At 70.2% G+C, this 26,818-nt stretch carries 25 protein-coding genes; 8 read left to right on the top strand and 17 right to left on the bottom strand.

Going from position 1 to position 26,818, the window contains the following annotated elements; genetic code table 11:
- Positions 1-10: 10 nt before the first annotated feature.
- Genes I5071_RS40700 through I5071_RS40685 form a run of 4 tightly spaced genes read right to left on the bottom strand, consistent with a single transcriptional unit; the run spans position 11 to position 3,851 of the window.
- Complete coding sequence (locus I5071_RS40700) at positions 11-967, bottom strand: AAA family ATPase (protein WP_236518786.1); 957 nt, start codon at positions 965-967, stop codon at positions 11-13.
- Positions 964-2,193, bottom strand: a complete 1,230-nt coding sequence (locus I5071_RS40695; RefSeq protein WP_236518785.1) for a hypothetical protein — start codon at positions 2,191-2,193, stop codon at positions 964-966. The genes I5071_RS40700 and I5071_RS40695 overlap by 4 nt, the downstream gene beginning before the upstream one ends.
- Positions 2,190-2,981, bottom strand: coding sequence for a DUF4129 domain-containing protein (locus I5071_RS40690; RefSeq protein WP_236518784.1), 792 nt, complete (start codon positions 2,979-2,981; stop codon positions 2,190-2,192). Before I5071_RS40690 ends, I5071_RS40695 begins: the two co-directional genes overlap by 4 nt.
- A gap of 15 nt (positions 2,982-2,996) precedes the next feature.
- On the bottom strand, positions 2,997-3,851 hold the full coding sequence (locus tag I5071_RS40685; RefSeq protein ID WP_236518783.1) for a hypothetical protein: 855 nt from the start codon (positions 3,849-3,851) through the stop codon (positions 2,997-2,999).
- Between the two features lie 152 nt (positions 3,852-4,003).
- On the opposite strand from I5071_RS40685, the gene I5071_RS40680 reads away from it, so the two are divergent.
- The 4 genes from I5071_RS40680 (at position 4,004) to I5071_RS40665 (ending at position 11,190) form a co-directional block, all read left to right on the top strand.
- Positions 4,004-6,622 (top strand): DNA translocase FtsK, encoded by a 2,619-nt coding sequence (locus I5071_RS40680; RefSeq protein WP_236518782.1) that lies wholly within the window; start codon positions 4,004-4,006, stop codon positions 6,620-6,622.
- A gap of 28 nt (positions 6,623-6,650) precedes the next feature.
- Positions 6,651-9,647 (top strand): reverse transcriptase domain-containing protein, encoded by a 2,997-nt coding sequence (locus tag I5071_RS40675; RefSeq protein ID WP_236518781.1) that lies wholly within the window; start codon positions 6,651-6,653, stop codon positions 9,645-9,647.
- 293 nt (positions 9,648-9,940) lie between these two features.
- Positions 9,941-10,390, top strand: coding sequence for a hypothetical protein (locus tag I5071_RS40670; protein WP_236518780.1), 450 nt, complete (start codon positions 9,941-9,943; stop codon positions 10,388-10,390).
- 116 nt (positions 10,391-10,506) lie between these two features.
- Positions 10,507-11,190, top strand: a complete 684-nt coding sequence (locus I5071_RS40665) for a hypothetical protein (protein WP_236518779.1) — start codon at positions 10,507-10,509, stop codon at positions 11,188-11,190.
- Positions 11,191-11,234: 44 nt separating this feature from the next.
- Here I5071_RS40665 and I5071_RS40660 read toward each other — a convergent pair whose 3' ends face one another.
- From I5071_RS40660 to I5071_RS40640, 5 genes are all read right to left on the bottom strand, one after another.
- The gene (locus I5071_RS40660) at positions 11,235-11,648 is read right to left on the bottom strand and encodes a hypothetical protein (RefSeq protein WP_236518778.1); all 414 of its coding nucleotides are present in this window, start codon (positions 11,646-11,648) and stop codon (positions 11,235-11,237) included.
- Position 11,649: 1 nt separating this feature from the next.
- Positions 11,650-12,057 (bottom strand): DoxX family protein, encoded by a 408-nt coding sequence (locus I5071_RS40655; protein ID WP_236518777.1) that lies wholly within the window; start codon positions 12,055-12,057, stop codon positions 11,650-11,652.
- Positions 12,058-12,071: 14 nt separating this feature from the next.
- On the bottom strand, positions 12,072-12,500 hold the full coding sequence (locus I5071_RS40650) for a VOC family protein (protein WP_236518776.1): 429 nt from the start codon (positions 12,498-12,500) through the stop codon (positions 12,072-12,074).
- A gap of 173 nt (positions 12,501-12,673) precedes the next feature.
- On the bottom strand, positions 12,674-13,927 hold the full coding sequence (locus I5071_RS40645) for an RNA polymerase sigma factor (protein WP_236518775.1): 1,254 nt from the start codon (positions 13,925-13,927) through the stop codon (positions 12,674-12,676).
- A complete protein-coding gene (locus I5071_RS40640; protein ID WP_236518774.1) occupies positions 13,924-14,316 on the bottom strand; it encodes a YciI family protein in 393 nt (130 codons plus the stop codon). The genes I5071_RS40645 and I5071_RS40640 overlap by 4 nt, the downstream gene beginning before the upstream one ends.
- 66 nt (positions 14,317-14,382) lie before the next feature.
- On the opposite strand from I5071_RS40640, the gene I5071_RS40635 reads away from it, so the two are divergent.
- On the top strand, positions 14,383-15,129 hold the full coding sequence (locus I5071_RS40635; RefSeq protein ID WP_236518773.1) for a class I SAM-dependent methyltransferase: 747 nt from the start codon (positions 14,383-14,385) through the stop codon (positions 15,127-15,129).
- On the opposite strand, the gene I5071_RS40630 is transcribed toward I5071_RS40635, so the two are convergent.
- Positions 15,113-15,763, bottom strand: a complete 651-nt coding sequence (locus tag I5071_RS40630; RefSeq protein ID WP_236518772.1) for a Uma2 family endonuclease — start codon at positions 15,761-15,763, stop codon at positions 15,113-15,115. The two genes, I5071_RS40635 and I5071_RS40630, sit on opposite strands and share 17 nt — an antisense overlap.
- 40 nt (positions 15,764-15,803) lie before the next feature.
- Between I5071_RS40630 and I5071_RS40625 the strand changes: the two genes are divergently transcribed.
- Entirely contained in the window at positions 15,804-16,697 is an 894-nt protein-coding gene (locus I5071_RS40625) for a serine/threonine-protein kinase (RefSeq protein ID WP_236518771.1), read from the top strand.
- 5 nt (positions 16,698-16,702) lie between these two features.
- Positions 16,703-18,313, top strand: coding sequence for a serine/threonine-protein kinase (locus I5071_RS40620; RefSeq protein ID WP_236518770.1), 1,611 nt, complete (start codon positions 16,703-16,705; stop codon positions 18,311-18,313).
- A 9-nt stretch (positions 18,314-18,322) separates the two neighbouring features.
- On the opposite strand, the gene I5071_RS40615 is transcribed toward I5071_RS40620, so the two are convergent.
- The 6 genes from I5071_RS40615 to I5071_RS40590 form a co-directional block, all read right to left on the bottom strand.
- Positions 18,323-19,345 carry a hypothetical protein gene (locus I5071_RS40615; RefSeq protein WP_236518769.1) on the bottom strand — a complete coding sequence of 341 codons (1,023 nt, stop codon included), beginning with the start codon at positions 19,343-19,345 and terminating at the stop codon, positions 18,323-18,325.
- Between the two features lie 321 nt (positions 19,346-19,666).
- Positions 19,667-20,689: a hypothetical protein gene (locus I5071_RS40610; RefSeq protein WP_236518768.1), complete on the bottom strand. Its 1,023-nt coding sequence runs from the start codon at positions 20,687-20,689 to the stop codon at positions 19,667-19,669.
- Positions 20,686-21,324 (bottom strand): hypothetical protein, encoded by a 639-nt coding sequence (locus tag I5071_RS40605; protein WP_236518767.1) that lies wholly within the window; start codon positions 21,322-21,324, stop codon positions 20,686-20,688. The genes I5071_RS40610 and I5071_RS40605 overlap by 4 nt, the downstream gene beginning before the upstream one ends.
- A gap of 2 nt (positions 21,325-21,326) precedes the next feature.
- Positions 21,327-21,986, bottom strand: coding sequence for a hypothetical protein (locus I5071_RS40600; RefSeq protein WP_236518766.1), 660 nt, complete (start codon positions 21,984-21,986; stop codon positions 21,327-21,329).
- A 116-nt stretch (positions 21,987-22,102) separates the two neighbouring features.
- The gene (locus I5071_RS40595; RefSeq protein WP_236518765.1) at positions 22,103-22,564 is read right to left on the bottom strand and encodes a hypothetical protein; all 462 of its coding nucleotides are present in this window, start codon (positions 22,562-22,564) and stop codon (positions 22,103-22,105) included.
- A 141-nt stretch (positions 22,565-22,705) separates the two neighbouring features.
- The gene (locus I5071_RS40590) at positions 22,706-23,326 is read right to left on the bottom strand and encodes a glutathione S-transferase N-terminal domain-containing protein (protein ID WP_236518764.1); all 621 of its coding nucleotides are present in this window, start codon (positions 23,324-23,326) and stop codon (positions 22,706-22,708) included.
- 178 nt (positions 23,327-23,504) lie between these two features.
- On the opposite strand from I5071_RS40590, the gene I5071_RS40585 reads away from it, so the two are divergent.
- Positions 23,505-24,422 carry a LysR family transcriptional regulator gene (locus I5071_RS40585; RefSeq protein ID WP_236518763.1) on the top strand — a complete coding sequence of 306 codons (918 nt, stop codon included), beginning with the start codon at positions 23,505-23,507 and terminating at the stop codon, positions 24,420-24,422.
- A 30-nt stretch (positions 24,423-24,452) separates the two neighbouring features.
- Here the strand turns inward: I5071_RS40585 and I5071_RS40580 are convergent, their stop codons facing one another.
- Positions 24,453-26,765, bottom strand: coding sequence for an acyl-CoA dehydrogenase (locus I5071_RS40580; protein WP_236518762.1), 2,313 nt, complete (start codon positions 26,763-26,765; stop codon positions 24,453-24,455).
- Positions 26,766-26,818 lie beyond the last annotated feature (53 nt).

Below are 26,818 nucleotides of genomic sequence, written 5' to 3'. Positions count from 1 at the left end.
CCGCGGGCACTCACCTCGGGGGCGCGATCTGCGCGAGGATCTCGGCGAGCGCGGTCTCGACGCGCACGCCCTCCATCTCCGCGCTCGGCGTGATCACCACGCGATGGTGGGCGAGCGGGACGAAGAGGCTCTTCACGTCGTCGGGCACCACGAAGTCGCGCCCTGCGCAGAGCGCCGCCGCGCGCGCCGCGGCCGCGAGCATCGTCGCCGCGCGCGGCGAGAGCCCGACCGCGAGCGCCGGATGCTGGCGCGTCGCGCGCGCGAGCCCGACCACGTACTCGCCGATCTTCGGATCGAGGTGCACGCGCCCCGGCATCGTGCGCAGCTGATCGATCTGCTGCGGGTCCATCACCGGCTCGATGCCGAGCGAGTCGATCGGCGGCATGCCCGCCTGGCCGCCGTGCGTGAGCACCGCGCGCAGCTCCTGCTCGAACGCGGGATAGCCCACGTCGAGCTTGAACAAGAAGCGATCGAGCTGGGCCTCGGGGAGCGGGTACGTGCCCTCCTGCTCCACCGGGTTCTGGGTCGCGATCACGGTGAAGCGATCGGAGAGCGAGTGCGTCGTGCCGTCGATCGTGACGCTGCGCTCCTGCATCGCCTCGAGCAGCGCGCTCTGGGTCTTCGGCGGCGTGCGGTTGATCTCGTCGGCGAGCAGGACCTCGGTGAACACCGGGCCCTGCGTCAGGTGGAACGTCTGGGTGCGGAAGTCGAAGACGTTCGCGCCGAGCACGTCGCCGGGCATCAGATCGGGCGTGCACTGCAGGCGCCGCATCGGAAGGCCGAGCGCGCGGCTGAGGCACTGCGCGAAGAGCGTCTTGCCGGTGCCCGGCACGCCCTCGAGCAGCACGTGCCCGCGCACCGCGATCGCGACGAACGCGAGGCGCGTGTGCTCCTCCGCGCCGTACACCACGCGCCCGATCTGCTCGCTCAGCGCGCGCAGGTGATGCCGCACCACGTCCGGGGTCATGCCCGCTCCTCCTTCTTCCCCATCAGCGCCGCGCGCAATTCCGCGGCGCGTCGCGCGATCACCAGCGCCTCGCGCCGCCGCCGCGTCTTCTCCACGGCGCGCGCCTCGGCGAGCAGCTTCGTCGCGCTCGCGCCCACGCGCCGTCGCTCCGCGGCCTGATCGATCAACGCGGCACGCGCGTCGACCGTCGCGGCCTCGCTCAGGCCGAGCCGTCGATGCAGATCGCCGATCACGTCCTCGACGTAGCGCAGCGCGAGCGTCGTCTCGCGCGAGCCGTTCGCGAGCACCGACGCCGCGACCTCGATCACCTCGCGCGGCCCGCGACCGAGCGCCTCGGGGATCGGATCGGGCGGACCGAAGCGGCGCCGTCCCATCAGGAGCACCACCAGCGCGACGATCGCGCCGTGCACCAGCACCAGCACGCCGGGCCATCGCCCGAAGAGCTCGGGCAGTGATCGCGTGCGCACCGCGCCGTGGAAGACCTCGTCGACGACGATGTCCTCGGCGTGCAGCGTGTCGCGCGCGAAGTCCCGCCAGAACGCGGCGTGCGCCCCGCGCTGCAGGTTGAACGAGTGCAGCAGGTCGGGATCGGACACCACGTAGATCAGCGCCTTGTCGTCGTGCACCACGAAGCTGCCCTCGTCGTCCGAGAGCACCGGAACGCCGCCCTGCACCCGCTGGGGCCATCGCAGCTCGAGCCTTCGCGTCGCCTCTCGACCCGGCTCCCGCGCCTCGATGGTCTGCCAGTCGTCCTCGATCGGACCGCGCGACAGCGACACCGCGAAGGGCAGCTCGGTGAGGATCGCGGCGATCGCGATCGCGTCTTCGTCCTCGACCATGCCGAGCACGCCGGGGCGCCACTTCGGCAGCACGATCACGGTGACCCGCTCGGCGTCGGCGCGCGCGCGCACCAGCTCGCCGAGCGTCGTCGTGCTCGACTGCCACATCACCCACGGCTGGTTGGGCTCGATGATCCACAGCGGCGCGCTGACCGAGTCCCACTCGGGGCGCGTCCATCGCTGCACCCGCACGCCGAGCGCGCGCATCGTCTCGACGAACGCGCGGTGTCCGAGCGCGCCCCCGCCGTACGAGTCGCGGGGCTGCGCCTCGGGCGTCGTCAGCCGCCGCCCGAACACCAGCGCACCGACCGTCGCGACGAGCGACATCACCGCGACCGCGATCACGACGAGGCGCACGCGATCACCGAAGAGCGCGCGCTCGCTCACGACGCGTCCTCCTCTTCGATGACCGCGCCGCGCGGCGCGGCCTCGGCGAGCGCGCGCGCCTGCTGGAAGTGATCCTCGTCGGCATCGCGCGCGCCGAACCACACGAGCTCGGTCAGATCGAGCAGCGACTCGAGCTCCGCACGCCCGGTACGACCCGCGTCGATCGCGCGCACCAGCTCGCGCGCGGTGCGCGATCGATGACGTCCCTCCGCACCGCCGACCCGCGCCAGCGTGTCGAGGAAGAGCGCGTGGATCGCCTCGCGCCATCGGCCCTGCGCCGCGAGCGCGTCCGCGCTCTCACCGGTGCCGACGAGCAGCGGATCGATCGCGCCCTCGCCCGTGCCCTCGTAGCGCGCGCTCGCCTCGATGCGCGGCGCGCGGAAGCGCAGGCTCGCGACGAAGAACACGATCACCAGCGCGAGCACCGCGAGGCCGAGCGCGAGGACCACGTACCCGAGCGGACCCGAGAGCGACGCGAGCACGCTCGCGAGCCACTCGAGGATCCGCCGCACGAAGGGCAGCTCGACCTGCGGCCCGGGATCGGGCGACTCGCGCTCGCCGTCGATCGTCTCGCCGCGCGGCCCACGTCCCGCGCCCTCGGCGCCGTCGACGTCGCTGCCCGCTTCGTGGTCGGGCACCAGCACCCTGACGTCGGGCGGATATCCGCCCTGCTCGCGCACCCGCGCCGCGACCGCCGCCGGATCTTCGTCCTGTGCCGCCGCGGGAACGACTGCGAGCGCGAGCATCATGCTCGCGCCCGCAGCGATCACCATGGCGTGGGCGCGCATCGTCGAGGCGCGAGACTATGCGAACACGCGCGCGAGCGCCTGCGCATCGACGCCGTCGCGCAGCCCGCGCAGCTTCGCGTAGACCACCGCGGTCGCGGCCGCGAGCACCATCGTCATCCCGAGCTGCACGACCATCGTCACGAGCTTCACGACGATCTGCATCGGCGCGAGCGGGTTCTGCACGATCTGACCCGCCGCGCCCTGGGCGCCCGCCGCGATGCCCGCGGGCAACGACACGCACATCGTCACGCCGAAGAACGCGCCGAAGAGCACCAGGAAGATCAGGAAGATCGTGAGCCGGTGCCCCTCCGTGAGCTCGATGCTGCGCTGCATCGACGCGATCGGACCGAGGCGCTCCACCAGGCACGCGGGCAACGCCGCCATGAGCCACACCCACGCGATCACGCCGGGCACGAGGCAGAAGAGGGTGCCGATCCCGGTCACGATGCCCACCACGAACGCGCACACGACGAGCGGCACGAGCCGGCCGATCACCGCACGCAGCGCGTCGAACGCCGAGGCCTTGCGGCCCACCATGCTCTCGATCGTCAGGTACATGATCGCGCCCTGACCGAGCGAGTACGTGACCATCAGGATGAACAGCACGACGAGGTAGCCGGCGCTCGCCATGCCCATCAGCGAGAGCGCCTCTTCGGGCCCTCCGATCGACGAGAGCGACTGCTGGGTGGCCCAGTAGACGACGAGCTCGATCACCGTCTGGATCGCGGTCGCGGGCACCACGACGATCAGCGCGATCACGAGGAAGGGCACGAAGCTCTGGCCGACGATGCGGAACGTCGAGGCGATCGCGTCGCCGAGCTCCAAGGGCGCGGGAGGCGCGCTTGGTGCGCCCCAGGTCTGGTTCTCCATCGCGGCCCAGGTAGCAGAGCGCTCCACGTCCGCCAAGCCGAGCATCCCGCCAACCCCCGAAGAATCGCGGGGATTCGCGGTGCCGGAAAGTTGACCCCGCGAGCCCCCTGACGGCACCCTGCGATGTGGGCATGAGTGCGCACGGATCCACCATGGGAGCGCTGGCGACGGAAGGACGTCGCCACGAGGTGCTCGGCATCCTGAGCGGCGCGGCGACCACGTTGCTCGCGCTCTCGCTCTACACCTACGACGCGCGCGGCGGCGAGAACTGGATCGGCCCGGTCGGCGAGTGGATCGCCAACATCGCGGCGACCGCGTTCGGCGCGGCGGCGTGGGTGGTGCCGTTCGAGCTCTCGCTGCTGACCATCCGTCTCTTCCAGCGACGTCGCTCGCCGGTCGGGCTCGCGCACCTCGCGAGCACGCTGGTGATCGTGCTGGTCGGATGCGCGATGGTGCACCTCGCGATGCCGGGCGAAGAGGTGCTCGGTGGGCACCTGCCGGGCGGCATGTTCGGCGAGGTGCTGGGCGAGGTGCTGCGCTCGCTGCTCGGGCTCGTCGGCGCGTTCGTCGTCGGGACCGCGGTGATCATGGTGACGATGGTGCTGCGCACCTCGTTCTCGATCGTCGGCGCGGCGCGCACCGTGTTCGGCGGCGCGGCCGCCGGTGCGAGCGCGGCGCGCGAGTGGACGAGCTCGGTGTGGGAGGCGTGGCAGGAAGCGCGCGAGATCGAGCGGCGCGAGCGCGAGGAAGAAGAGGCGCGGAACGCGCCGCGCATCGTGATCCCCGGCGCGTCGCAGTCCGAGGCCGACGAGGAGCTCGACGAGGAAGAGGAGATCGTCGAGGAGGTCGCGCCGCCCGAGCCCGAGCCCGTCGTGGCCGAGAAGAAGGCGAAGAAGCCGCGCGCGAAGAAGGAGAAGCCCGCGACGATCGACACCACGCCCGCCGCGAAGCCGGCGAAGGCGGCGCGCGTGGCCGCCCCGGTGATCGAAGAGGAAGAGGAAGAGATCGTCGCGAGCGCCGAGGAGGCGTACGAGGAGGAAGAGGTCGAGGAGCCCGCCCCTCCCCCGCTGCCGAGCAAGCGCCCGAGCAAGCCCGCGCCCGCCAAGGTCGAGGGCCCGAAGGGCCCGACGATCGTCGCGCCGCGCGCCGACGTCGTGAAGCAGGAGCCCGCGCGCGAGAGCGACGACGTCGAGCACCGAGTCCTCGAGAGCAGCAGAGCCGAGTACGTGATGCCGCCCACCTCGCTGCTCGACTCGCCCCCGTCGCAGCAGATCGAGATCGACGCCGCGACGCTGCAGAACAACGCGGTGCGCCTGGTGCAGAAGCTCGAGGCGTACGGCGTGAAGGGCCGTGTCGACGAGATCCACCCCGGGCCCGTCGTCACGATGTACGAGCTCGAGCCCGAGAGCGGCACCAAGGTCAGCAAGATCGCGGGCCTCGCCGACGATCTCGCGATGGCGCTCGCGGCCCAGAAGGTCCGCATCGTCGCGCCGATCCCGGGCAAGGCGCGCGTCGGCTTCGAGCTCCCGAACAAGCACCGACAGACCGTCTTCCTGCGCGACATCCTCGAGGATCGCCGGTGGGAGGAGAACGCGGAGAAGGCCGCGCTGCCCACCGCGTTCGGCAAGGACATCGCGGGCCAGCCGGTCTACGGCGATCTCGCGAAGATGCCGCACCTGCTCGTCGCGGGCGCGACCGGCGCGGGCAAGAGCGTCGGTCTGAACGTGATGCTCTGTTCGCTGCTGATGAAGCGGACCCCCGAAGAAGTGCGGATGTTGATGATCGACCCGAAGGTGGTCGAGCTCGCGGTGTTCGACGGGATTCCGCACATGCTTCTTCCGGTCGTCACCGACATGAAGAAGGCCAGTCTCGCGCTGAGGTGGGCAGTCGACGAGATGGAGCGTCGATATCAGCTCTTCGCCGACGCGGGCGCGCGCAACATCACGACCTACAACGAGCGCGTCGAGAAGGTGCTGCGCGGAGAGCTCGCGCCCGAGAAGCTCGCGCCGAAGAAGGCGGGCAAGCAGAAGGCGCAGGGCGTCGACGGCGAAGACGTCTATCTGAATCCCGTCGACGACGAGGCCGCGGACGCGGTGCCGATGCCGACGAAGCTGCCCTACGTGGTGGTGGTGGTCGACGAGTTCGCGGACCTGATGATGGTCGCGGCGAAGGACGTCGAGGCGGCGATCGCGCGCTTGGCGCAGAAGGCGCGCGCGGCGGGCATCCACGTGATCCTCGCGACCCAGCGTCCCTCGGTCGACGTGATCACCGGCATGATCAAGGCGAACTTCCCGGCGCGCATCGCGTTCAAGGTGAGCCAGCGCGAGGACAGCAAGACGATCCTCGGGCGGATTGGCGCAGAGCACCTGCTGGGTCAGGGCGACATGCTGATGATCCCGCCGGGCGCCAGCGACCTGCGTCGCGTGCACTCGGCGTACGTCTCGGAGCACGAGGTGCAGGGGCTCTGCGATCACCTGCGCGAGCAGGGCAAGCCGGTCTACGACGAGAAGATCCTCGCGCCCCGTGACGAAGAGAGCGGCGAAGTGCTCGGCGACGAGGGTCCGTCGCAGTCGGACGATCCTCTTTATGACCGCGCAGTCGCGTGCGTGGCGACGGCCGGATACTGCTCGATCTCGCACATCCAGCGTCAGCTCGGCATCGGCTACAACAAGGCCGCCAAGCTGGTGGAGAAGATGGAAGCCGAGGGCGTCGTGGGGCCGGCAACTGGGAAGGCGGGCGGGCGACGAGAGGTCTTGATCAGTGCGCTGTGATTGACCGCATCCCTATCGTGAGGAACTCATGAGCAAACTCCTGTTCAGCATGGACGATCTGATGATCGCCTACCGAAAAGCGAAACAGGAGGCCTACTTCGACGCAAACACCGCTCACGGAGCGAAGTTCGCTGCCTACGAGCGGAATCTTGAGCGCAATCTCACAGGACTCAGCGCGCGACTCCGGAGTCGGACGGCAGACTGGCATACGGATCCAGATTTCCTCGGCGCGATCACATACGTGCCGAAGTCGCTCGACAGAGGAGACAAAGACGAGTCGACGACTGCCGTGCAGTTCTACGACAGTGATGGTCTGCGTCAGTGGAGGAGGTCCAATCCCGACGGCCACAGGGCGAAGGCGACGTTCAGACCAGTAATCGACGCTACCGTCGATTTCATGATCGTGTCAGCGCTGTGGGTCATGAAGGTCGGCGTGCACTACGATGGTGTGCTGAGTAGAAAGCACGTATACGGAAACAGGATCCGTAGGCGGCGCGGCCAAGACGGCTCGCACGATGGTGTCAACGAGCGCGCGTACGGGCTTTTCGATCCATACGTCATCGGGTATGGGAACTGGCGCCGAAACGGCCTTTTCGAAATGCGTCGTGAACTCGAGCGGGGCCACGACATCGTCGCCATTACGATGGACCTTCATCGATTCTACCACGAGGTCGACGCCCGATTCCTACTCGAAGAAAGCTATCTGAGCGCGCTCGATATTCGATTGTCAGCGGGTGATCGCGCGTTCACGCAGAAGTTAGTAAAAGCGATCAATCTCTGGCGGTCTCGCTCGGACGAACGTGAACCGCATAGCCGCGGATTGCCCGTCGGACTCAGTGCGTCGAGCGTTATCGCCAACTGTCTGCTCGCCGAGTTCGACATTGCTGTCGCGCAGGAGTTGCTGCCCATCTACTACGGACGATACGTTGATGACGTGTTCCTGGTCATCCGGCCATCGAAGCTGTTCGGCAACGGGGATGAAGTCCTAGAGTGGATCGCCGCGCGACTCCGACTCTACGGAACGAGACGAGCCGGTATGGTGGTCACGGCGAAAGCAGGTCCAGACGGCGGCATCGAGGTCGAGCTCCCGTACGCAAAAAACTCGAGACTCGAATTCAAAGGGAAGAAGCAGCGCGTATTTCAGCTCTCCGGAACCGCCGGTCTCGATCTGCTAAAACCGATCGAGGAGTCGATTCGTCGCCTCTCGAGTCGGCACCGACGACTTCCAGTACTGCCCCCAAGCGAGTCGGAGATGGCAGCTGACGCGCTGGTCTCCAGTTCCGATGCGACGCTCGAGTCGGACGCGCTCCGCAAGGCCGACGCGGTCACTCTCCGGCGCGCTGGTTTCCGACTACTACTCAATGACGTTCGTTCGCACGTCCGCGACCTACACCCCGACGTTTGGGTGGAAAGACGACGGGAGTTCTACGGATTGGCCCAGCGGCACCTCATCACGCCGCGTGGTCTCTTCGAGTATGCGAACTACATCCCCGATCTCTTTGCAATCATGACTCGGTGCGCCGACTGGTCGGAGGCTGACGCGACAATCGACCGTGTACGCGACGTTCTCGAAACACTCGAGGAGACTACTGCGCAGGGTCGCACGGTGCAGGCGAGAAGTTGCTGGGCGAACCTGGGTAGCCGCGTCCGCGAGCGGATCCTCGGCGCCCAGAGCGACACAGCGCACGAGATTCGCATCGCAGCACTGGTTTCGCGGGTGTGCGACGTTTTTGGGTGCACACACGCGCACAACGGAAAATCGACGGCGTGGGTCACCGCCGAGAGTCGTGCGCTGAAGGACGTCGACTGGGGTCTGATTCCATACTACCGCGCCTGGATCCGCGGTGACATCGCGGCCGAGACAGTGGAGAGCGCCGAAACGGGTGTCTACCCGAACGTGTTCGCGGCGGGCGACATCGCCACGTATGCGGACGAGGCGAAGCGACCGCTTCCGAGCCTGAACCATGTTGTCTTCTCAACACGTCGCCCCAGCATCCCCGAGATCTCGTCCGCACTTCGCCCAAGTTCGGACCGATTCGGCGACATGTATCGATTCGTAAATGCGATCCGCGGAACGTGGCTTCGCGGCGCGAGCTTCCCGTTCGTCGAAACCGACAACGATGGTCATATGACGATCCGTGTCACCGGCGAACGGCATGCGCTGGTTCGGGTGAGCGTCGTGAATTTGCGTACGAGCGAGCAGCAGTTCGTCAACGCGGTTCTCGGTGTTCCGGACCATAGTTTGGAGCGATACAGTTCGCTGATGCGCCTGCTGAACGGACTCATCACTTCCGACACGGCACGACCGCACTACGTAGCGCTACCGGAATGCTCGCTACCGCGGGACTGGGCCGCACCCGTCGCGACTAAGTTGGCAAACGCTGGCATCTCATTGATCGCTGGTCTCGAGCACAAGCGCACGAACAGGGGCTCGAGGAATGATGCCCTCGTCTCTCTCGTGTCCGATGCGGGCGGCTTCCGAGTGGCGGTCGCATTCGAGCAGCCGAAGATCCATCCAGCGTGGCATGAGGAAGATGAAGTGCGGCGACTCACCGGTCGGGGCGTGCTGAAAGTCGGGTCGCGCCAGTTGGAGGCGGCGCGTCCGGTCTACGAGCACGGCGACGTGGCTTTTGGGGTCCTGATCTGCAGCGATCTCGCGAGCATTAAAAACCGGGCACGTTTTCAAGGAAGTGTAGACGCGCTCTTCATTCCAGAGTGGAATCCTGACGTCAACACGTTCAACGCTCTAGTTGAGTCGAGTGCGCACGACCTCCACGCATTTATCGTTCAGGCAAACAATCGAGAGTACGGCGACAGCCGAATTCGGGCACCATTTCGCGAGGAGTTCCGGCGCGACGTGGTGCGCATCAAAGGCGGAGTTCATGATTTCTTCGTTACGGCTGAGATGAACATTCGTCGGTTGCGCGAGGCGCAGACCACAGTCGCACCGGACTCACGAAGCGAGTTCAAACCGTTTCCGACAGGGTTCAAGGCGTCGCGCCGTCGACGGCGAGTGCCGCGGTAGCGATCGGCGAGGCGGGTGTCCACTCCCCCGCTTCGACGGGCCTTCCGGCGTGCTGCTGGTGCGCCGCCTCTCAAGCACGCACCCGCCGATCCCTCGCAGCTGCTGCACCGCGCGCTCCGGCAGATGCGCAGCGATGGCGAATCGCTGCGCGTCGTCATCCACGAGCGCGACTCGGCGAGCCGGCGCGCACTCGCCCCTTCGGCATCGCGCACGCTCGCGCGTGGAGCGCGCTGCATGACGCCGGCACCAAGCTCGCGCCCGACGTCTATCCGCTCGCGCCGCGTGCGGCGGAGGTGCTCGAGGCGATCTTCCCGAGCGGGCTCGCGTTCGTCGCGGGCAACTACGACACCGCGTTCTTCGAGGGCGAGACGCGCCTCGCGAAGATGAGCGGCGTGGTCGAGCGCGACGTGATCACGATCGCGGGCGCGCCGTTCCTGGATGGCGTGCGGATCACCCACGCCAGCCTCGGCGAGGCGCTGGGGCTCGGTCGGTCGACGCCGGAGATGCCGAGCACGACAGCGGTGCAGGACGCCATCGCGCGCGCGATGAAGTCGATCGCCGGGTACAGCCGCGTGCTGGTCGCAGAGCTCGACGAGGACGACGAGACGTCGGTCGCGCGGTTCCGCCGCGCGGTGAGCCCGCTCGATGCGTACCGCGCGTCGACGCGCGCGAGCACCGAGCCCGAGACGCCGGTCGACGACGACGGCGACGAGCCGCTGCCGCCGACGCCGCCGGTGTCGTGATCGGGATTCGTCCGGGGCGCGGGTGTGCCGTGAGGTGCGCTTGAAACGTGGGTGACTCTCGGCACGATCGCGCCTCGATGGCTCGTGGGTCGCTCGCGCTCCTGATAATCGTGCTGGTGGGCTGTTCGACGGCGCCGCCTCGGGCGACGAGTGATGCGTCGACCCAGAGCGATGGATCGACGAGCAGGCGCTGCACGCCGCCCGAGGGTGTGAGCGGATCGCCCCGGACGATCGACGAGGTCGTCACGCTGATCAACGCGCTGCCCTCGCCGGTCACGATCCCGTGCTTCCTCGAGGCGCTCGATCGGCCGCTCTACGTGGAGGCGACGCTCAGCCGGGTGAGCGCGCAGCCGGCGTTCGGCGAGCGCAGCCCGCGCATCTTCCTGTTCATCGGCGACGTGGTGCTCTCGGTCGTGCCCGACGGAGAGGGCGCGCCGCTGCTCGAGCTCGCCGAATTCGTCGAGGAGACGCGGAGCCGCAAGGCCGAGCTGCACCTGCCGATCGAGACGCCGGTCTCGCCCGCCGCGCCCTACGAGCGCGTGCGCTACGAGAGCGGCACGACGTGCGGCGGGTGCCACAGCGGCGAGGTGCGCGACGAGACGATCGACTTCACCGACGCGTTCGTGTCGCGCGCGCTCCGGCCGCGCGACACCGATCTCGTGGAGCTCGACCTGCTGCGCAGCGAGTGGCTCGCATGTAGCGCGCAAGAAGAGCCCGACCGCTGCGCGATGCTCGACGCGCTCTTCGCGCACGGGCCGGTCGCGCACCGGAGCTTCGCGGAGAGCATCCCGACGCTCTGATTGCGACGCGCGCTCGCGCTGACGCTCGAGAGCGCAGATCGCATTCACGCCCGCTTCGCGCGCAGCCGTCCGCCCATCCACACGCTCGGCAGCGACGTCGCCGCGACCGCGATTGCGTACCATTTCGGGCCGAACTCCGGGCCCGCGTCCCACGTCGCGATCGCACCGATGGCACCCGCGAAGAGGCCGATCGCGCCGAGCACGTGCACGTGCGTCATCGGTCGCGACGGGGCGAGGCGCGCGGTGAGCCATCCGCCTGCGACGCTCACCACGATTCGATACCCGAGCGCGAGCACGAAGAGCGACTCCGACATCGGCTCTCCGAAGGGCGGATAGATGCCGGTCGCGTGGAGCGCCATGTCGATCGCGGTCGACACCACCGCGACGACGAGGGCGCCGGCGAGCACCGCGCGCGTGCTGCGCAGCGCCGAGGGAACGAGCGCGATCGAGGAGCGCATCTCACTTCCCTCGCAGCAGCGCGATCACACGCGAGTCACGCAGGGCGAGCGAGCCCCAGAGCATCGCGGCGATCACCAGGGGGAACCAGAACGGCGTCCCGCTGCGCACGTGGATCGCGACCGCGCCGCCGAGATATCCGGTGAACATCAGCGCACCGATCAGCGACGTGCGCGGCACCAGATAGAGCGCGAGACACGCGAGCTCGAGCGCGCCGATCACCGGCGCGAGGTGCATCGGGATGCCGAGCCGCGCGTGCGCCTCGACGACGCCCTCGAGCGCGGTGAACTTCACGAGCCCGTCGGTGAGCAGGAACACGACCGCGAGGCCGCCGAGGATCCGTCCTGCCCAGAGCCGCGCCTTGGTCGGCGCGATCGAGACGGGCTGCTGCTGCGTGATGGCCATTTCCATGTCCGTCTCTCCTCTCAGGCCTTGTTCGCCGGGACCGCGCAGTGGAACGTCCACGAGATGCCGAATCGATCGGTGAGGCCGCCGAGCGTCGCGCCGAAGAACGTGTCGTGGAGCGGGTAGAGCACGCGCCCACCGGCCGCGAGCGCGTCGAACTTCGCGGCCGCCTCCGCGGGATCGTCGAAGTCGAGCGACACGTGGACGCGGCTCGCGGGGGCGAGCTCCATGCCGGGCGGTGCGTCGCTCAGCAGCACGCGCGACGCGCCGAGCCGCAACACGCAGTGCATCACGCGGCTCGCGTGGTCGGGCGCGAACGCGAACTCCTTCACGTCGCCGTAGCGCATGATGCGCTCGACCTCGGCACCGAGCGCGCGCTCGTAGAGCGCGATCGCCGCGGTGGCATCACCGTCGAACGAGAGATAGGGATCGACCTGCCGGATCGTCATGGGAGCCTCCTCGTGCTCACAGGACGAACGAGCCCTGACCGTCCCGACACGCGCTTCGATCTTTTTTTCGAGGTCGAAGACTGTCGAAGATCGGCTCGCCCGCCGGTCCCTACCGTCCGCGTGCTTTGCGCGCTCCGGTCCGGGACCTGCGGGACGAGCACTCCGGCAAGGGGTCAGACCTTCGCGTCGGACTGGAGGCGGTCGAGGTGCATCCGAATGTGGGCTGCCTCCGCGGGGGTGCGCGCCAGCGCGATCGCCTGGCCGAACGCGGTGCGCGCCTCGTCGTCGCGACCGAGCTGCAGGAGCAGCGCCCCCTTGAGGCCGAAGAAGTGGAAGTACCCCGAGAGCTTGGGCGCCAGGGGCTCGAGCATCGCGAGCGCGTCCGCCGCGCCGCGCGTCTTCGACACCGCGACCGCGCGGTTCAGCGTGATCACCGGCGACGGCGTCAGTCGCTCGAGCGTCGCGTAGAGCCGATCGATCTGCGCCCAGTCGGTGTCCTCGGCGCGCGCCGCGCGTGCGTGGAGCGCCGCGATCGCGGCCTGCACCTGATAGGGGTCGGGACGCCGATGGCGCATCGCCTTGTCGAGCAGCGCGAGGCCCTCGTCGATCAGCGCGCGATCCCAGAGGCCGCGATCCTGCGCCTCGAGCAGGACGATCTCGCCGTGGCCGTCGAAGCGCGCCGCGGTGCGCGCGTGCTGCAGCAAGAAGAGCGCGGTGAGCCCCATGATCTCGGGCTCGTGCCGGAAGAGTCGCATCAAGAGGCGCGCGAGCCGGATCGCCTCGTCGCAGAGCGGCGCGCGGGCATCGGCGCTCGCACCGTCGGGCGCGGAGTAGCCCTCGTTGAACATCAGATACAGCACCGACGCGACCGCCGAGAGGCGCTCCGCGCGCTCGGGCTCGCCCGGTGTCTCGTAGGGCACCTTCGCGTCCGCGATGCGCGCCTTCGCGCGGGTGATGCGCTGCTCCATCGCGCTCTCGCTGACCAGGAACGCGCGCGCGATCTGGGGCACCGAGAGGCCGCACACGATGCGCAGCGCGAGCGCGATCTGCTGGGTCGCAGGGAGCTCGGGGTGAACGCAGATGAAGAGCAGGCGCAGGATGTCGTCGCGGTAGTGCGCTCCGTCGAGCCCTTCCGCGAGCGACGTCTCGGCGTCGTCGGTGTCGGAGATCGCGTCCTCGTCGGGCAGCTCGCGCTGCTTCTTGCGGCGTCGCACCACGTCCATCGCGGCGTTGCGCCCGACGAAGATCAGCCACGACGCGGGATCGCGCGGCGGCCCGTTCTGCGGCCAATTCTTGAGCGCGCGGAGGCACGCTTCCTGATACGCCTCTTCGGCGAGGTCGAGATCTCGGAAGTAACGCAGCAGCGCGGCGACCACCTGAGGGCGGGCCGCGCCGAGCGCCGTGCCGATCCACGCGAGCTCCGTCACGTCACGCGGCTCCCGGTCGACACAGTGCTCCCGTTCGGTGCGAAGTAGCGCAGCGGACGGATCTCGAAGGTGCCGTGGCCCTCGCTCGCGCCGCCGAGCTTCTTCGCGGTCTCGATCGCCTCTTCGAGCGACTCGCACTCGACGACGTAGAAGCCGAGGAGCTGCTCCTTCGTCTCGGCGAAGGGCCCGTCCATCACGATCGTCTCGCGTCCCTTGCGCAGCGAGGTCGCCGCGGTGGTGGGCATCAGGCGAGCGACCGGACCGAGGCGTCCCTTCGCGCGCAGCTCGTCCTGGACGACGCCGAGCCGCTTCATGACGGCCTCGTCCTGGTCCTTGGGCCAGCCCTCGACGAGCTCTTCCGAGTCGTAACAGAGGATCGCGTAGAGCATGGGGATCGCACCTCGTCCTTTCGTAAGACGAACGAGTATGGCCGGAGCCGACAGACGATTTTCAGAATGTGCGTCCCATGGCAGATCGCGACGATGGACGCGCTCTTCCGGCTCTACGACCGGCTCGCGCTGCTGGCGCCCGGAGACGACGAGACCTCGCGCGCGGCGCTGCGGCGGGTGATGCCGCTGCCGCCGCGGGCACGCGTGCTCGACATCGGGTGCGGCACCGGGCGCAGCGCACGGATGATCGCGGCGGAGCAGCCCGACGCGGAGGTGATCGCGATCGACGTGCACCCGCCCTTCCTCGAGGAAGCGGCGCGGGGCGCGCCGCCGAGCCTGCGAACGCGGAACGAGTCGATGGACGCGCTCTCCGACCCGGACGAGAGCGTCGATCTGATCTGGTCCGAGGGCGCGGCGTACGTGATGGGCTTCGAGGCCGCGCTGCGATCGTGGCGTCGGGTGATGAGACCGGGCGCGCACGCGGTGGTGAGCGAGCTGTGCTGGCTGCGCGCCCCGTCCGAGACGGCGCGCGCGTTCTGGGCCGAGGCGTACCCCGACATGACCAACGTCGAGGGCACGACGCGACGCGCGCAGAGCGCGGGGCTCGAGGTGATCGAGACGCTCGTGCTGCCCGAGCGCGCATGGGACGCGTACTACGCGCCGCTCGAAGCGCGCTGCGACGCGCTGGCCTCGGACCCGACGATGCACGCGGCGATCGAGAGCGCGCGCCGCGAGATCGCGCTGTGGCGCGCGACCCGGGGAGAGTACGGGTACGTGATGCTCGTGATGCGCCGAGTCAGCCCGTCGCGGTGACGTCGACCCCGGCGTAGAGCGCGTCGACGGGCACCGCGACCGTGCGGTCGCTTCCGAGCGTGAGCGTCACGTCTCCTTCGCGATGCTCGCGAAAGCTCCACACGCCTTCCGGACCGCGCGTGTAGATCTCGACGCGGTGTCGGTCCTGCGAGATCAGCACGAAGGACTGCATGCTCGTGATCGTGCGATACGCGGCGAACTTCTCGCCGCGGTCGAACGCCTCGGTGCCTGCCGAGAGCACCTCGATCACGACCGTCGGGTTCAGCAGCACGTCCTGATGATCGTCTTCCAGCTGCGCTCGACCGCAGACCACGGTCGCATCGGGGTACACGTACCGCTCCGTCCCGGGGATCCGCACGCGGAGGTCGGACGGGTACGGCCGACATGCGCGCGGATCGAGCCGCGTGCCCAGCGCGATCACGACGTTCGCGACGATCGCGTTGTGCGCGAGCGACGCACCCGCCATCGCATACACCACTCCGTCCCAAAGGATGTGCTTCTCGGAGCTGGCACGCTCGGCTGCGAGGTACTCCGCACGCGTCATGCGCACGAGCGTGGCTGCGTCTCCGGGCATCGTGGCCAGTCTATCCGCCGATGCGCTCGCGGGCTCGCTGGCTGTGCTCCACACAGCCACATCGCGGCGGGACCTCGCGCTGCGGTATACCCGTCGAGCCATGAGCACCGGGGCCAGCGCGCCGGCGATCGGAAGCTGGATCGCGGGCCGGTATCGCATCGACGCGCCGCTCGGCTCCGGCACGATGGGCGCGGTGTATCGCGGCACGCGCGCCGACGGAGTGCCGGTCGCGATCAAGCTCATGCACCCCGAGTCGGTCGAGCGACCCGAGTCGCGCCGTCGCTTCGAGCGCGAGGCCGCTGCGCTCGCCGCGGTCACCCATCCCAACGTGATCGGCGTGCTCGAGCTCGCGGATTTCTCGGGCGCGCCGTGCCTCGTGATGGAGCTGCTCGAGGGCTACACGCTCGAGGCGCTGCTCGCGCGCAATCGCCTCGCGCCCGAGCACGCGATCGCGATCGCCGATCAGATGCTCGCGGGCCTCGCGTTCGCGCACGCGCACGGGATCCTGCACCGCGACATCAAGCCCGAGAACGTGTTCCTCGCGCGGCAGCCCGACGGATCGACGCTCGCGAAGCTGCTCGACTTCGGCCTCGCGAAGTTCACCGAGAGCGCGATGTGGGGCAGCGGCAGCGTGCTCACGCAGCACGGCGCGATCCTCGGCACGCCCGCGTACATGGCGCCCGAGCAGGTGTTCGGTCCGACCGTCGACGCGCGCACCGACGTCTACGGCGCGGGCGTCGTGCTCTTCGAGCTGCTCACGGGCAGCTGGCCCTTCGTCGCCGAGGAGATCACCGACATGTTCCGCGCGCACGCGATCGATCCCGTGCCCGCGCTGAGGGCGATGCGGCCCGAGCTCGACGCGCGCCCCGAGCTCGAGGCGGTCGTGAAGCGCGCGATGGCGAAGCGCCGCGAGGATCGGTTCACCGACGCACGCGAGATGCGGGTCGCGCTCTCGCGCGTGCCGCGACCGATCGCGCGCATCGTCGCGGGTTGAGCCCGATGGACTCGACCGCTTGGATCGGGCGCGTGCTCGATGGTCGCTATCGCATCGAGCGCGTGCTCGGCGAGGGCGGCATGGGCGCGGTGTTCGCGGCGGAGCAGATCGCGCTGCAGAAGCCGGTCGCGCTCAAGGTGATCCTGCCGGAGCTCGCGGGCGATCCCGAGCTCGCGCAGCGCTTCGCGCGCGAGGCGATGGTGAGCGCGAAGCTCGATCATCCGCACGTCGCGAGCGCGCTCGACTACGGCGCGTTGCCCGACGGCGGCGCGTACCTCGTGATGCAGCTCGCGCGCGGCCGCGGGCTGCGATCGTGGATGCGCCAGCGCGGCGGCGACTGGCGCTTCGCGCTCTCGATCGGCGCGCAGATCGCGGACGCGCTCGCGGTCGCGCACGCCGCGGGGATCGTGCACCGCGACCTCAAGCCCGAGAACGTGATCGTCGAGGATCGCGACGGAGCGCTGCACGCGCGGGTGCTCGACTTCGGGATCGCACGGGTCGCCGACGCGCCGAAGGAGACAGGCCCGCTCACGCGCGTGGGCGCGGTCATGGGCACGCCGGGCTACATGGCGCCGGAGCAGGCGCTCGGCGAAGCGGTGGACGCACGCGCCGACGTGTACGCGCTCGGCGTGATCCTCTGGGAGCTCGCGGTGGGCCGTGCGCTCTTCGATCGCGAGGAGCTCGGTGCGATCGTGAGCGCGCAGCTCACGTCGAGCGCGCCCTCGCTCGCGAGCGAGGTGCAGGACGTGCCGGCCGAGCTCGACGTGCTCGTCGCGCGGATGCTCGCGGGCACGAAGGCGTCGCGCCCGAGCCACGGCGCCGAGGTGCGCGATGCGCTGCGCGCGATCGCTCGCTCGGTCGGTCTCGCGGCGAGTGGCGTGCTCGACCCCGCGGCGCTCGGCGCGCGCTCGAGCGCGATCCCCGCGTCCGCGCACGCGCGCACCGAGCTCGCGCAGAGCTCGCAGCTCGGCACCAGCGCGGGCATCGCAGCGCACGCGCCGACGGCAGTGGCGCCCTCGTTCGTGAGCCCGGCATCGACGGTGTCGCCGCAGTCGCCGACCGCGATCGTCTCGCCCGCGTTGCCCAAGACGCTCGCGTGGCTGCTCGGCGGCGCGAGCGCCGGTGTGCTCGCGCTCGTGGTGCTCTCGTGCGTCGTCACGCGCGTCGCGTGCTCGGGCGACGCGAGCGACCTGGCGAGCGCGCCCTCCATGCCCACGCCGATCCCGAGCGCACCGCAGGTCGCGAGCGGGAGCGCCGCACCCGCGTACGGCCTCACCCCGATCCCGCCCGATCTCGCGCAGGACGTCACGGTGCTCGAGACGCACCCCGACGCATCACTGCGCTCCGCATCGGCGGCGCGCCTCGCGCCCCGCGCCGCCGAGCTCCCCAGCTACGTCCGCGCCGTGCTCGCGTACGAGACCGGCGTCGAGTGCGACGACCGCCGCGAAGCGATCCTCGCGATGCGCGCATTCGGCGACCCCCGCGCGATCCCCGCACTGCACCGCATCGCATCGACTCCGCCCACCGGCTGCGGAAGACGCGGCAACCAGGACTGCGACCGCTGCCTGCGCCGTGATCTCGAGCGCACGCTCGAGCGCCTCTCGGGCCGCGACTAGATCACGACGTCACTCGTTCGTGCCCCCACCGGTCGTGTCGATCACTCCGTCGCTCGTCTCGACCACCTCGCAGTCGGCGGTGAGATCCTGGGGCGTGAAGACCATCGCCATCTGACACATCTCGTCAGCGGCGCGGAATCCCCAATTGACCATCTCGGCGTTCGGATTCGAGTACTCACATCGGAACTCGAATCCCGAGCCCGCGGCGACGTGGAGCGGAGTCTCGAGCTGCAACAGGAGCGGTGCGTGCCAGTCGGTGTTCACGTAGACCGGCTCCTCCGCCACGTTCGTGCCGTCGAAGGTGCGGATCTCGACGCGCTGGCCGAGCTCGTGGGTGTGCGACGACAGGAAGATCACGTCGACGTCGCGATTCATCACGCAGCGAGTCCACTCGGTGTGGGTGGCGCGCGGCGGGACGTTCAAGTGCGCATCGCGCACCGTGAATCCCCAGATGCGCTCTTCGACCGAGTCGGAGGGCACCGTGTACGCATTCACGCGCGACCACACGTCGACCGGCTCGGTGCCGGTGTTGATGAAGTGGATCTCGTGCATGACGCTGAGGCGCGGCGGGAGCACGGCCGCCGTCCCCTCGGGGAGCACGATCTCCTGCTCCGCGTGCTGCGCCGCGTAGAGGAAGATCCCCGACTCCATCAGCTCGGGGTGATCGGCGTAGAGATCGGCACAGTCGTAGACGCCGTCGGGGATGCGGAGCCCGGTGAGCGTGAGGACCATGATGTCCATGTGGTGCACGGCCTCGGGCTGTCGCGAGACCACGTGACCGACCGCGCCGTGCCCCGGCGCCGTCCCGACCTGGCAGAGCCACAGCTCCTCGCCGGGCTGCGCGACCGCGTCGAGCGCCATCTGGAACCCCTCGGCAGGATCGGGCGGAGCCAGCGCGAGATCACCGGGCGAAGGCGGCTCCATCATCGTCGGAGGCGGCTCGCTCTCACAGGCGGCGAGCAGGAGCGCGCTGCTGAGCGCGAGCGTGGTGCGCGCAGCGCGCTGCACCAAGGCGAACGAATGCACGGTCATGAACGCGATCCCCCCGGTTCGTCGGGCCAATGAGCATCCCGATCGGCCGACCGGGTCACGGGCGTGCTGACGATTTTCCGAGCAACCGCGTCATTGCGCGCGCGTGACACGCAAACGTCACGTTCGACCTCACGCCTGTGCGCCGACCCGAGCACCAATCTCGCGCCACCAGGCGCGCAGTCGGGCGCCGAAGGCGCGCGCTGCGACCCGCGAGCGTCCGAGCCGCGCGGAGCGCGTCTCGGTCGCGAGCTCTCCTCAGCCTCACCAAGTGAGACGGCAGACGCCGCGTCCCCGCCGACGCCGCGCTGATCTCGAGATCGATCAGACGTCGTCCCGTCGAACGGACCAAACGAATCCGTCGTACCAGAAGTGCATCAGCGACACGACCATCGTCACCGCCCACCACGCGTGCAGATCGGGCTCGAAGAGCTCCGCCATCGCGCCGTACGCGAGCGTCGATCCCAGGAACACCACCAGCGCGATCGACCGCGCGCCGGGCACGCGCAGCATCCCCGCGATGTGATCGCGCTCCGACCACCACACGAGCGCGAGGTACTGCACCGCGTGGAACAGGTTCATCACGAAGAACGCCTCGCCCCACGAGTTGAGGCCCCACGTGTAGATCGAGCAGAGCCCGGTCGACGCGACGAGCCCGATCTTGAGCGGTGAGATCGGCTCACCGCGTCTCACTCGGCGCAGCGACGCGATCACGTACACGATCACCATCACCGTCCCGATCGCGATCACGCACCACGCGAGCACGCCGCGATGTCCCTCCGCGTGCGCCGGCACCGACGCGAGCAACACCGAGAGCGGGTCCTCGAACCCCTCGAGCTCGCCGAAGACCTCGACGTGATCGATCAGCGTCGCGCCCGCGAGGATCGGCCCCGCGTAGAGCAGCTGGTTCATCCAGAAGTCGAGCGCGCGATCGCGATCCGCCGGCGCGCCCGCGTTGCGATCGTAGATGCGCGCGAAGCCGAACGTCTGCGCGCCCGAGTGGTACACGTCCCAGAACGTCGCGACGATCGTCGCGATCACCGCGATCCACTCCGACCACATCAGCGCGGCCCACAGCGCAGCGGGCACCAGCAGGAAGCGCACCGGATGGCGGCGGAACACCGTCGGGTTCGCGTGGCTGCGGAACACCACCGCGACCAGGTGCGCGTGGATCAGCACGCCGATGAAGAGCCCCGACGCCGTGAGATCGCCGGGCCCGATCGCGAGCGCGACGCGCGTCAGATCGGTCCCCGAGATCGCGATGCCTGCGAGCAGCGCGAGCACCGGCGGCGCGAGGAAGAACGCGACGTCGTAGCGCGCCGAGACGATCCACGGCTTGCGGCTCATGCCTCGCGCTCGCGTCTCAGGCGCGCCCGCAGCGCGAGCAGGAACGTCGTGGTGCCGGCGAGCTCGAGCGTCTCCTCGACCCAGTCGAGCATGCCGTACACGAGGTTGTCGTCGCCTGCGCGCTCGGTCCACCAACCGAGCGGCAGCTCCATGCCCAGCGCGCCGCTCACGAAGATCACCGCGGCGAGCACGAAGCGACTTCGATCGATCGCGGGCAGTCGCAGCAGGAACCGCGCGAACCCGAGCGCGAGGATCCCCACGATGATCGCGCCCGGGATCACCCAGCTGAAGTAGAGGACCCCGCGCCCGTCGACGAGAGCTCCGAGGTGCTCGTGGATCTCGATCGCCTCGTCGAGCGACGCGAACGCGAAGATCGCCGCGAGCGCGAGCCACGCACCGCGATCGCGAGGTGCACGCTCGGCGCACAGCACGAGCGCCGCGCTCGAGAGGACGAGCAGCGAGCTCGCGTACCAGGTCGGCACGTTCGACTCGAAGCTCAGCGCGAAGAGCTCGACCGGCGCGCCGGGCCACCCGAGCGCGTACCCGCCGATCTCCGCGCACGCACCGGCGATCGAGACCAGGCTCGTCAGCGCGACGAGCCCGATCGCGATCGCGTCACGACCGCCACGCTCCACGATCAGAAGTGAACGCGCACGCCGTGACCGCGACCGTGCCCGCGCCCGTGGCCCCGGCCGCGGTGCTTGCGGTGCTTCCCGTGCCAGTGCTCCTCGACGACGATCACGCTCGCGGGCGCGGTCTCGACCACGACGACCGCAGGCGACACGACGAACGTCGCGACGTGACCGACCCACCGCGCGCCGCCGACGACGAGCACCACGTCGACCGGCCCGGGCACGATCTGCGCGCGACGCACGCGACCTCCGAAGCGCCGCTCGCCCGGCTCCCACGCGAGCTCGACCGTGCGCACGCCGCCGGTCACCGGCACCACGACCGTGAGCTCCGCATCGGGCGGCGGCGGCGCATCGCCGACGACGTACGCGTAGACCTCGCCCGACTCGTGCGGCACGACCTCGACGGGATACGCACCCGCCATCACCACGGTGCCGCCGTGCGAGGGCTCGGGCGGCGCCGCGACGACCACCGGCGGCGGCGCGACCGGCGCGACCACCACGCCCGGCGGAGCGGCCGCGGCTGCGATCGCCGGCGGCGCGCCGGGCTCGGGCACCACGACCGCGGTGGGCTCGCTGCCGCACGCGAGCGCGCCCATCAGCACGCATCCGATGCTCGCGCCCGCGATCAGGCGTGGCGACTTCCAGTGCTCGAGCTTCTCGATCATCCCGTCACGATCCTCGCTGCGGCGTGTGGGCCTCAAGGCGCGGGATCGCGCTGCGTGCGCAGCGCTCGCACCTCACCGGAGCGTGGATGGCCGAGGTGGTGACGGCCTTCAGCGCGTCACTCGCGCTCGATCGGCGACTCGTCCGCGGTCGGCGCGCTCGGCGGCGACGACGTGTGTCGATATGCCCCGAGCCACGTCTCGGGGTGCGACGTCTCGGGCTGCGGCGCGACCGGGCTCGGCAGCGCCGCGCGCACCGCGTCGACGAGCGCGTCGGGCTCGACCGGCGCAGAGACGAAGCGCGCGCCGAGCGCCCGCACATCGCGCGCGAACCCACCGTCCGCGTCGTGCCCCGACACCAGCACCACCGGCACGCGCGGCTGATCCGACGACTGCCGGAGCGCGCGGAGGAAACGCAGCGCGTCCTCGCCGCGCACGCCCTCGCAGGTGACGACGACGTCGACGTGGAAGCTGCCGATCACCGCGAGGGCCTGCGCGATCGTCGCCGTGACGATCGGCCGCGCGCCGACGCCACGCAGGCGATCCACGAAGGGCTCGACGTGCGACGGCACGTCGTCCACGACGAGGACCGCCGGCGCGACGACCGACGGGGAAAACGGTGACGGGCCCCCCGACATCCAGCTCCCTGGCAGGGTGGATCTGTGCCCGCACATGCCCATCACAAGGCCTACGCACGTTCGCCTCGCGACGCGGAGCCAGTCTCACCGCAGGGACGCGCGGTAGAGAGGCAGCTCGTCGGCGAGCGCGCGCTGCACCGAAGGGCGCTCTCTCACCCGCGCGACGTACGCCGCGAGCGCCGGCCACTTCGCGAGATCGATCGGCGTCGCCGGGGCCCAGCCGAGCACCGTCGACGCGTACGCATCGGCGACGCTGAACGCATCGAGGAGGAACGCGCGGCCCTCGAGGTGCTGCGCGAGGAACGAGAGGCGCGGCTCGGCCTTCGACATCGCGTAGGCGCGCACCACATCGGACGCCGCGGTGTCGAGCAGCGGATTGAACACGGTCTTGTGCAGCTCGGTGCCGACGAAGCTGAGCCACTCGTGCAGCTCCGTGCGCCCCGCGGGATCGCTCGGCGCGAGGCGCGCCTCGGGGTGGCGATCGGCGAGGTGCTGCAGGATCGATGCGTTCTCGGTGAGCAGCGCGCCGTCGTCGGTGCGCAGCGCGGGCACGAGGCCGAGCGGATGCAGCGCGCGGTAGTCGCTCCCGTCGGGCAGCGTCTTGGTGCGGGGCTCGACCGGCACGAAGCGGGCCTCGGCGCCGATCTCGTAGAGCGTGATGCGGGTGGCCATCGAGCACGCGAGCGGAGAGAAGAAGAGCTCCATCGATTTCCTCCTGGTGCGTTCAGAGACTGTCGAAAAAATCGGCTCGCCCGCCGGTCCCTACCGTCCGCGCGCTTCGCGCGCTCCCGTCCGGGACCTGCGGGACGAGCACTCCGGCAAGGACTCACTCTCCGCCGTGGCGAGCAATGCATCCAACGCATTGCTCTTGTAGAGTCGATGCGTGGAACGCATTGCTCACCGAGTGCCCGAGCCGCGCCTCGACGTGCGCGATCTGCGGGTCGTCATCGCGATCGCGGAAGCGGGAACGACCGCGAAGGCGGCGTCGCTCCTCCACCTCACGCAGCCCGCGGTGAGCCGCGCGCTGCTCGCAGCGGAGGAGCGGCTCGGGGTGCCGCTCTTCGCGCGGACGCCGCGAGGCCTGGTGCCGACCGCGGCCGGCGAAGCGCTGGTGAGCGGCGCTTCGCGCGTGCTGATCGAGCTCGGCGATCTCGAGCGTCGCGTGGCGCTGCCGGCCGCGCCGCCCTCGCGCGTGCGCATCGTGTGCGAGTGCTACACGGCGTACCACTGGCTGCCGTCGACGCTCACCACGCTGCGTCGCTCGCTGCCCGATCTCGACGTCTCGCTCGCGGTCGAGCACACCGGCGCGCCGGTCGCGTCGCTCGAGGCGAGCGAGGTCGACGTCGCGCTGCTCACGACGTCGCAGGTGCCGCACGGCATCGATCAGAAGCCGCTCTTCAGCGACGAGATCGTGTTCGTCGTCGCGGCGACGCACCCGCTCGCGGCGCGTCGCGCGCTCACGCCCGACGATCTGCGCGCGAACACGATGATCACCGGGCTCGCGCCCGCGGAGGAGCGGCGCTGGTTCATGCGCCGCGTGTTCGGCCGCGGACGACCGAAGCTGCGCTTCGATCGACTGCCGCTCACCGAGGCGATCGTCGACGTGACCCGCGCCGGGCTGGGCATCGCAGTGCTCTCGGAGTGGATCGCGCGGCCGCACCTCGGGCGGGGCGACCTCGTCGCGATGCGGCTCGCGTCGGGGCCGCTGCGGCGGGGATGGCGGATGGCGTGGCGGCCCGAGGTGGGCGATGCCGCGGAGCGATTGCACGCCGCGCTGAAGGCGACGTCTCACGCGCGGTGACCGACGACGTGCACGTGCACTCCGGCGAGATCACCAACGGGGGTGCGCCGGGTCGTGGAATGCGATCGGTGCCGCGAGACAGGCGTCGGGGATGCCGAACGCGTCGACCAGCGGGACCGCGACGTCGCGCAGCTCGCGCGCGATCTTCGGGACCAGCTTGCGGATCGCGCGGGTCTGACCTCCGTCGAGCTCGCCGTTCTCCACGAACCACGCGGCGCGCGCTTCGAGCGTCGAGAGCGCGTGCAGATCGCGCAGCCTCGCGAGCCACTCGCGCGTGTCGCCCTCCGCGCGCTCGACCGCGCCCGCGATCGCGTCCATCACCCGGCGCTCGACGTGCGCCTCCGCGAGCGCGACGAGGTGCTCCTGGAGCTCCATCAACACGTCCTGCGCGTCCATGCCCGCGTCGCTGCGCTTCTTCGCGCGCGCCGCCGCGCTGCGCAGCAGCGACTCCTCGCGCCACGCGAGCGCCGAGCGCTGCATCTCGGGATCGCGCAGGCTCGCCTCGTCGGCGCGATGCGCGCGGAACGGCGCCTTCTCGCGCATCGTGAGCACCGCGGCCGACGCGAGCGCGCGCACCAGCGCGACCGGCCCTCCGGTGAAGCGCTTCGCGTACTTCGCGAGCAGCTCGCGCGCGACGAGCTGGAGCAGCACCGTGTTGTCGCCCTCGAACGTCGTGAACACGTCGGTGTCGCTCTTCAGATCGGCGAGCCGGTTCACCGACAGATAGCCCTGCCCTCCGCACGCCTCGCGACACGCCTGGAGCGTCTTCGTCGCGTGCCACGTCGCGATCGCCTTGAGCCCCGCCGCGTGCGCCTCGAGCTCGCGCGTGTCCTTCGCGCCCTCGCGCTGCGCGTGCAGGTACGACTCGCGCAGCTCGTCGATCGCGAACGAGAGCGCGTACGTCGTCGCGAGCGGGATCAGCAGTCGGCGCTGGTGCGTCGGATACTCGAGCAGCAGCGTCTCGGGCTCCTTCGTCGGCCCGAATTGACGGCGCTCCGAGGCATAACGAATCGCGATCGCGAGGCCCACCTTCGACGCCGACACCGCGGCCGCCGCGACCGACACGCGCCCGCCGACCAGCGTGCCGAGCATCGTGAAGAAGCGCTTGCCGGGGCTCGCGATCGGGCTCTCGTAGGTGCCGAGCTCGGTGATGCGCGCGTGCCGCGAGAGCAGGCTCGCGCGCGGCACCCGGACGTGGTCGAACCAGATGCGGCCGTTGTCGACGCCGTTGAGGCCCATCTTGTGCCCGCAGTCGCCGGTGCGGACACCGGGCAGCTCCGCGCCGTTCGCGTCGCGGATCGGCACCAGTACGGCGTGCACGCCGTGGCGCTCCCCCGCGACCTCGAGCTGCGCGAACACCGTCGCCATCCGCGCATCGCGAGCTGCGTTGCCCGCCCAGTCCTTGCGCGCGCTCTCGCTCGGCGTGTGCACGACGATCTCGTCGCTCTCCGCGTCGTAGCGCGCGATCGTCTCGAGGTCGGCGACGTTCGAGCCGTGCCCGACCTCGCTCATCGCGAAGCAGCCGAGCAGGCGCAGCGACGCGACGTCGGGCAGGTACTTCGCGCGCTGCGCGTCGTCGCCGAGGAAGAAGATCGATCCGCCGAAGAGCCCCCACTGCACGCCGTTCTTGATGAGCAGCGAGAGATCGCCGTACGCGAGCGTCTCGAACGCGGCGAGATAGCCGCCGAGATCGGGGGCGTCGGTGGTCACGCCGGGAGAGGCGAGCGCGCCCATGCCGACGTCCTTCGCGAGCTCGTCGAGCCAGCCGCGCACCATCGCGCGATGCTCCTCCTTCGACAGGCCGTACGCGGCGCGACGCGCGGGCTCGGCGAGGAACGCGCGGACCTTCGCACGCACGCCGGCGTGACGGCCGTCGAGCAAGGCGCGGAGTGCGGCGACGTCGGGGCGCGGTCCGCGCTCGAAGGGCCGCGGCGCCTCGTGCTCGTACGGCGTGATCACGTCGTCGATCGCGTGGGCCGCGTCGAGCGCGAGCAGCGACTCGATCTCCGCGAGCGCGTGGGTCGCCGCCTCGCTCGCGTGACCGTCGACCATCGCCGACGCGAGCTGGGCGAGCGAGACGCGACGCGTCGGGCGCATCGTGCCGACCGCACGCTCGAGGGCGCGCCGCAGCATCGCGAGCTCCGTCGCGCTCGGAGGTCGCGCGGGGTCGAGCCACTCCTCGAGCGCGAGGCGCAGCGCGGGCTTCAGCCACGGCTGCGCCTCGAGCCGCGCGCGCAGCACGCGCAGGTCGTCGGCCGAGAGCGCATCGTCGGCCCACGCGACGTAGAGCATCGGGAGGAAGGGTTGGAGCTCGGGGGTCGCGAGCGCGCCGGTGCGGTCCATCGGCGGGGCACCTAGGCGCGGGTCGCGGTCGCCAGCAGAGCGCCCGCCGCTGG

Origin of the sequence: Sandaracinus amylolyticus, from assembly GCF_021631985.1 — a bacterium.
Taxonomy (GTDB): domain Bacteria; phylum Myxococcota_A; class Polyangia; order Polyangiales; family Sandaracinaceae; genus Sandaracinus; species Sandaracinus amylolyticus_A.
This window is presented reverse-complemented; position numbering and strand designations above follow the sequence as displayed.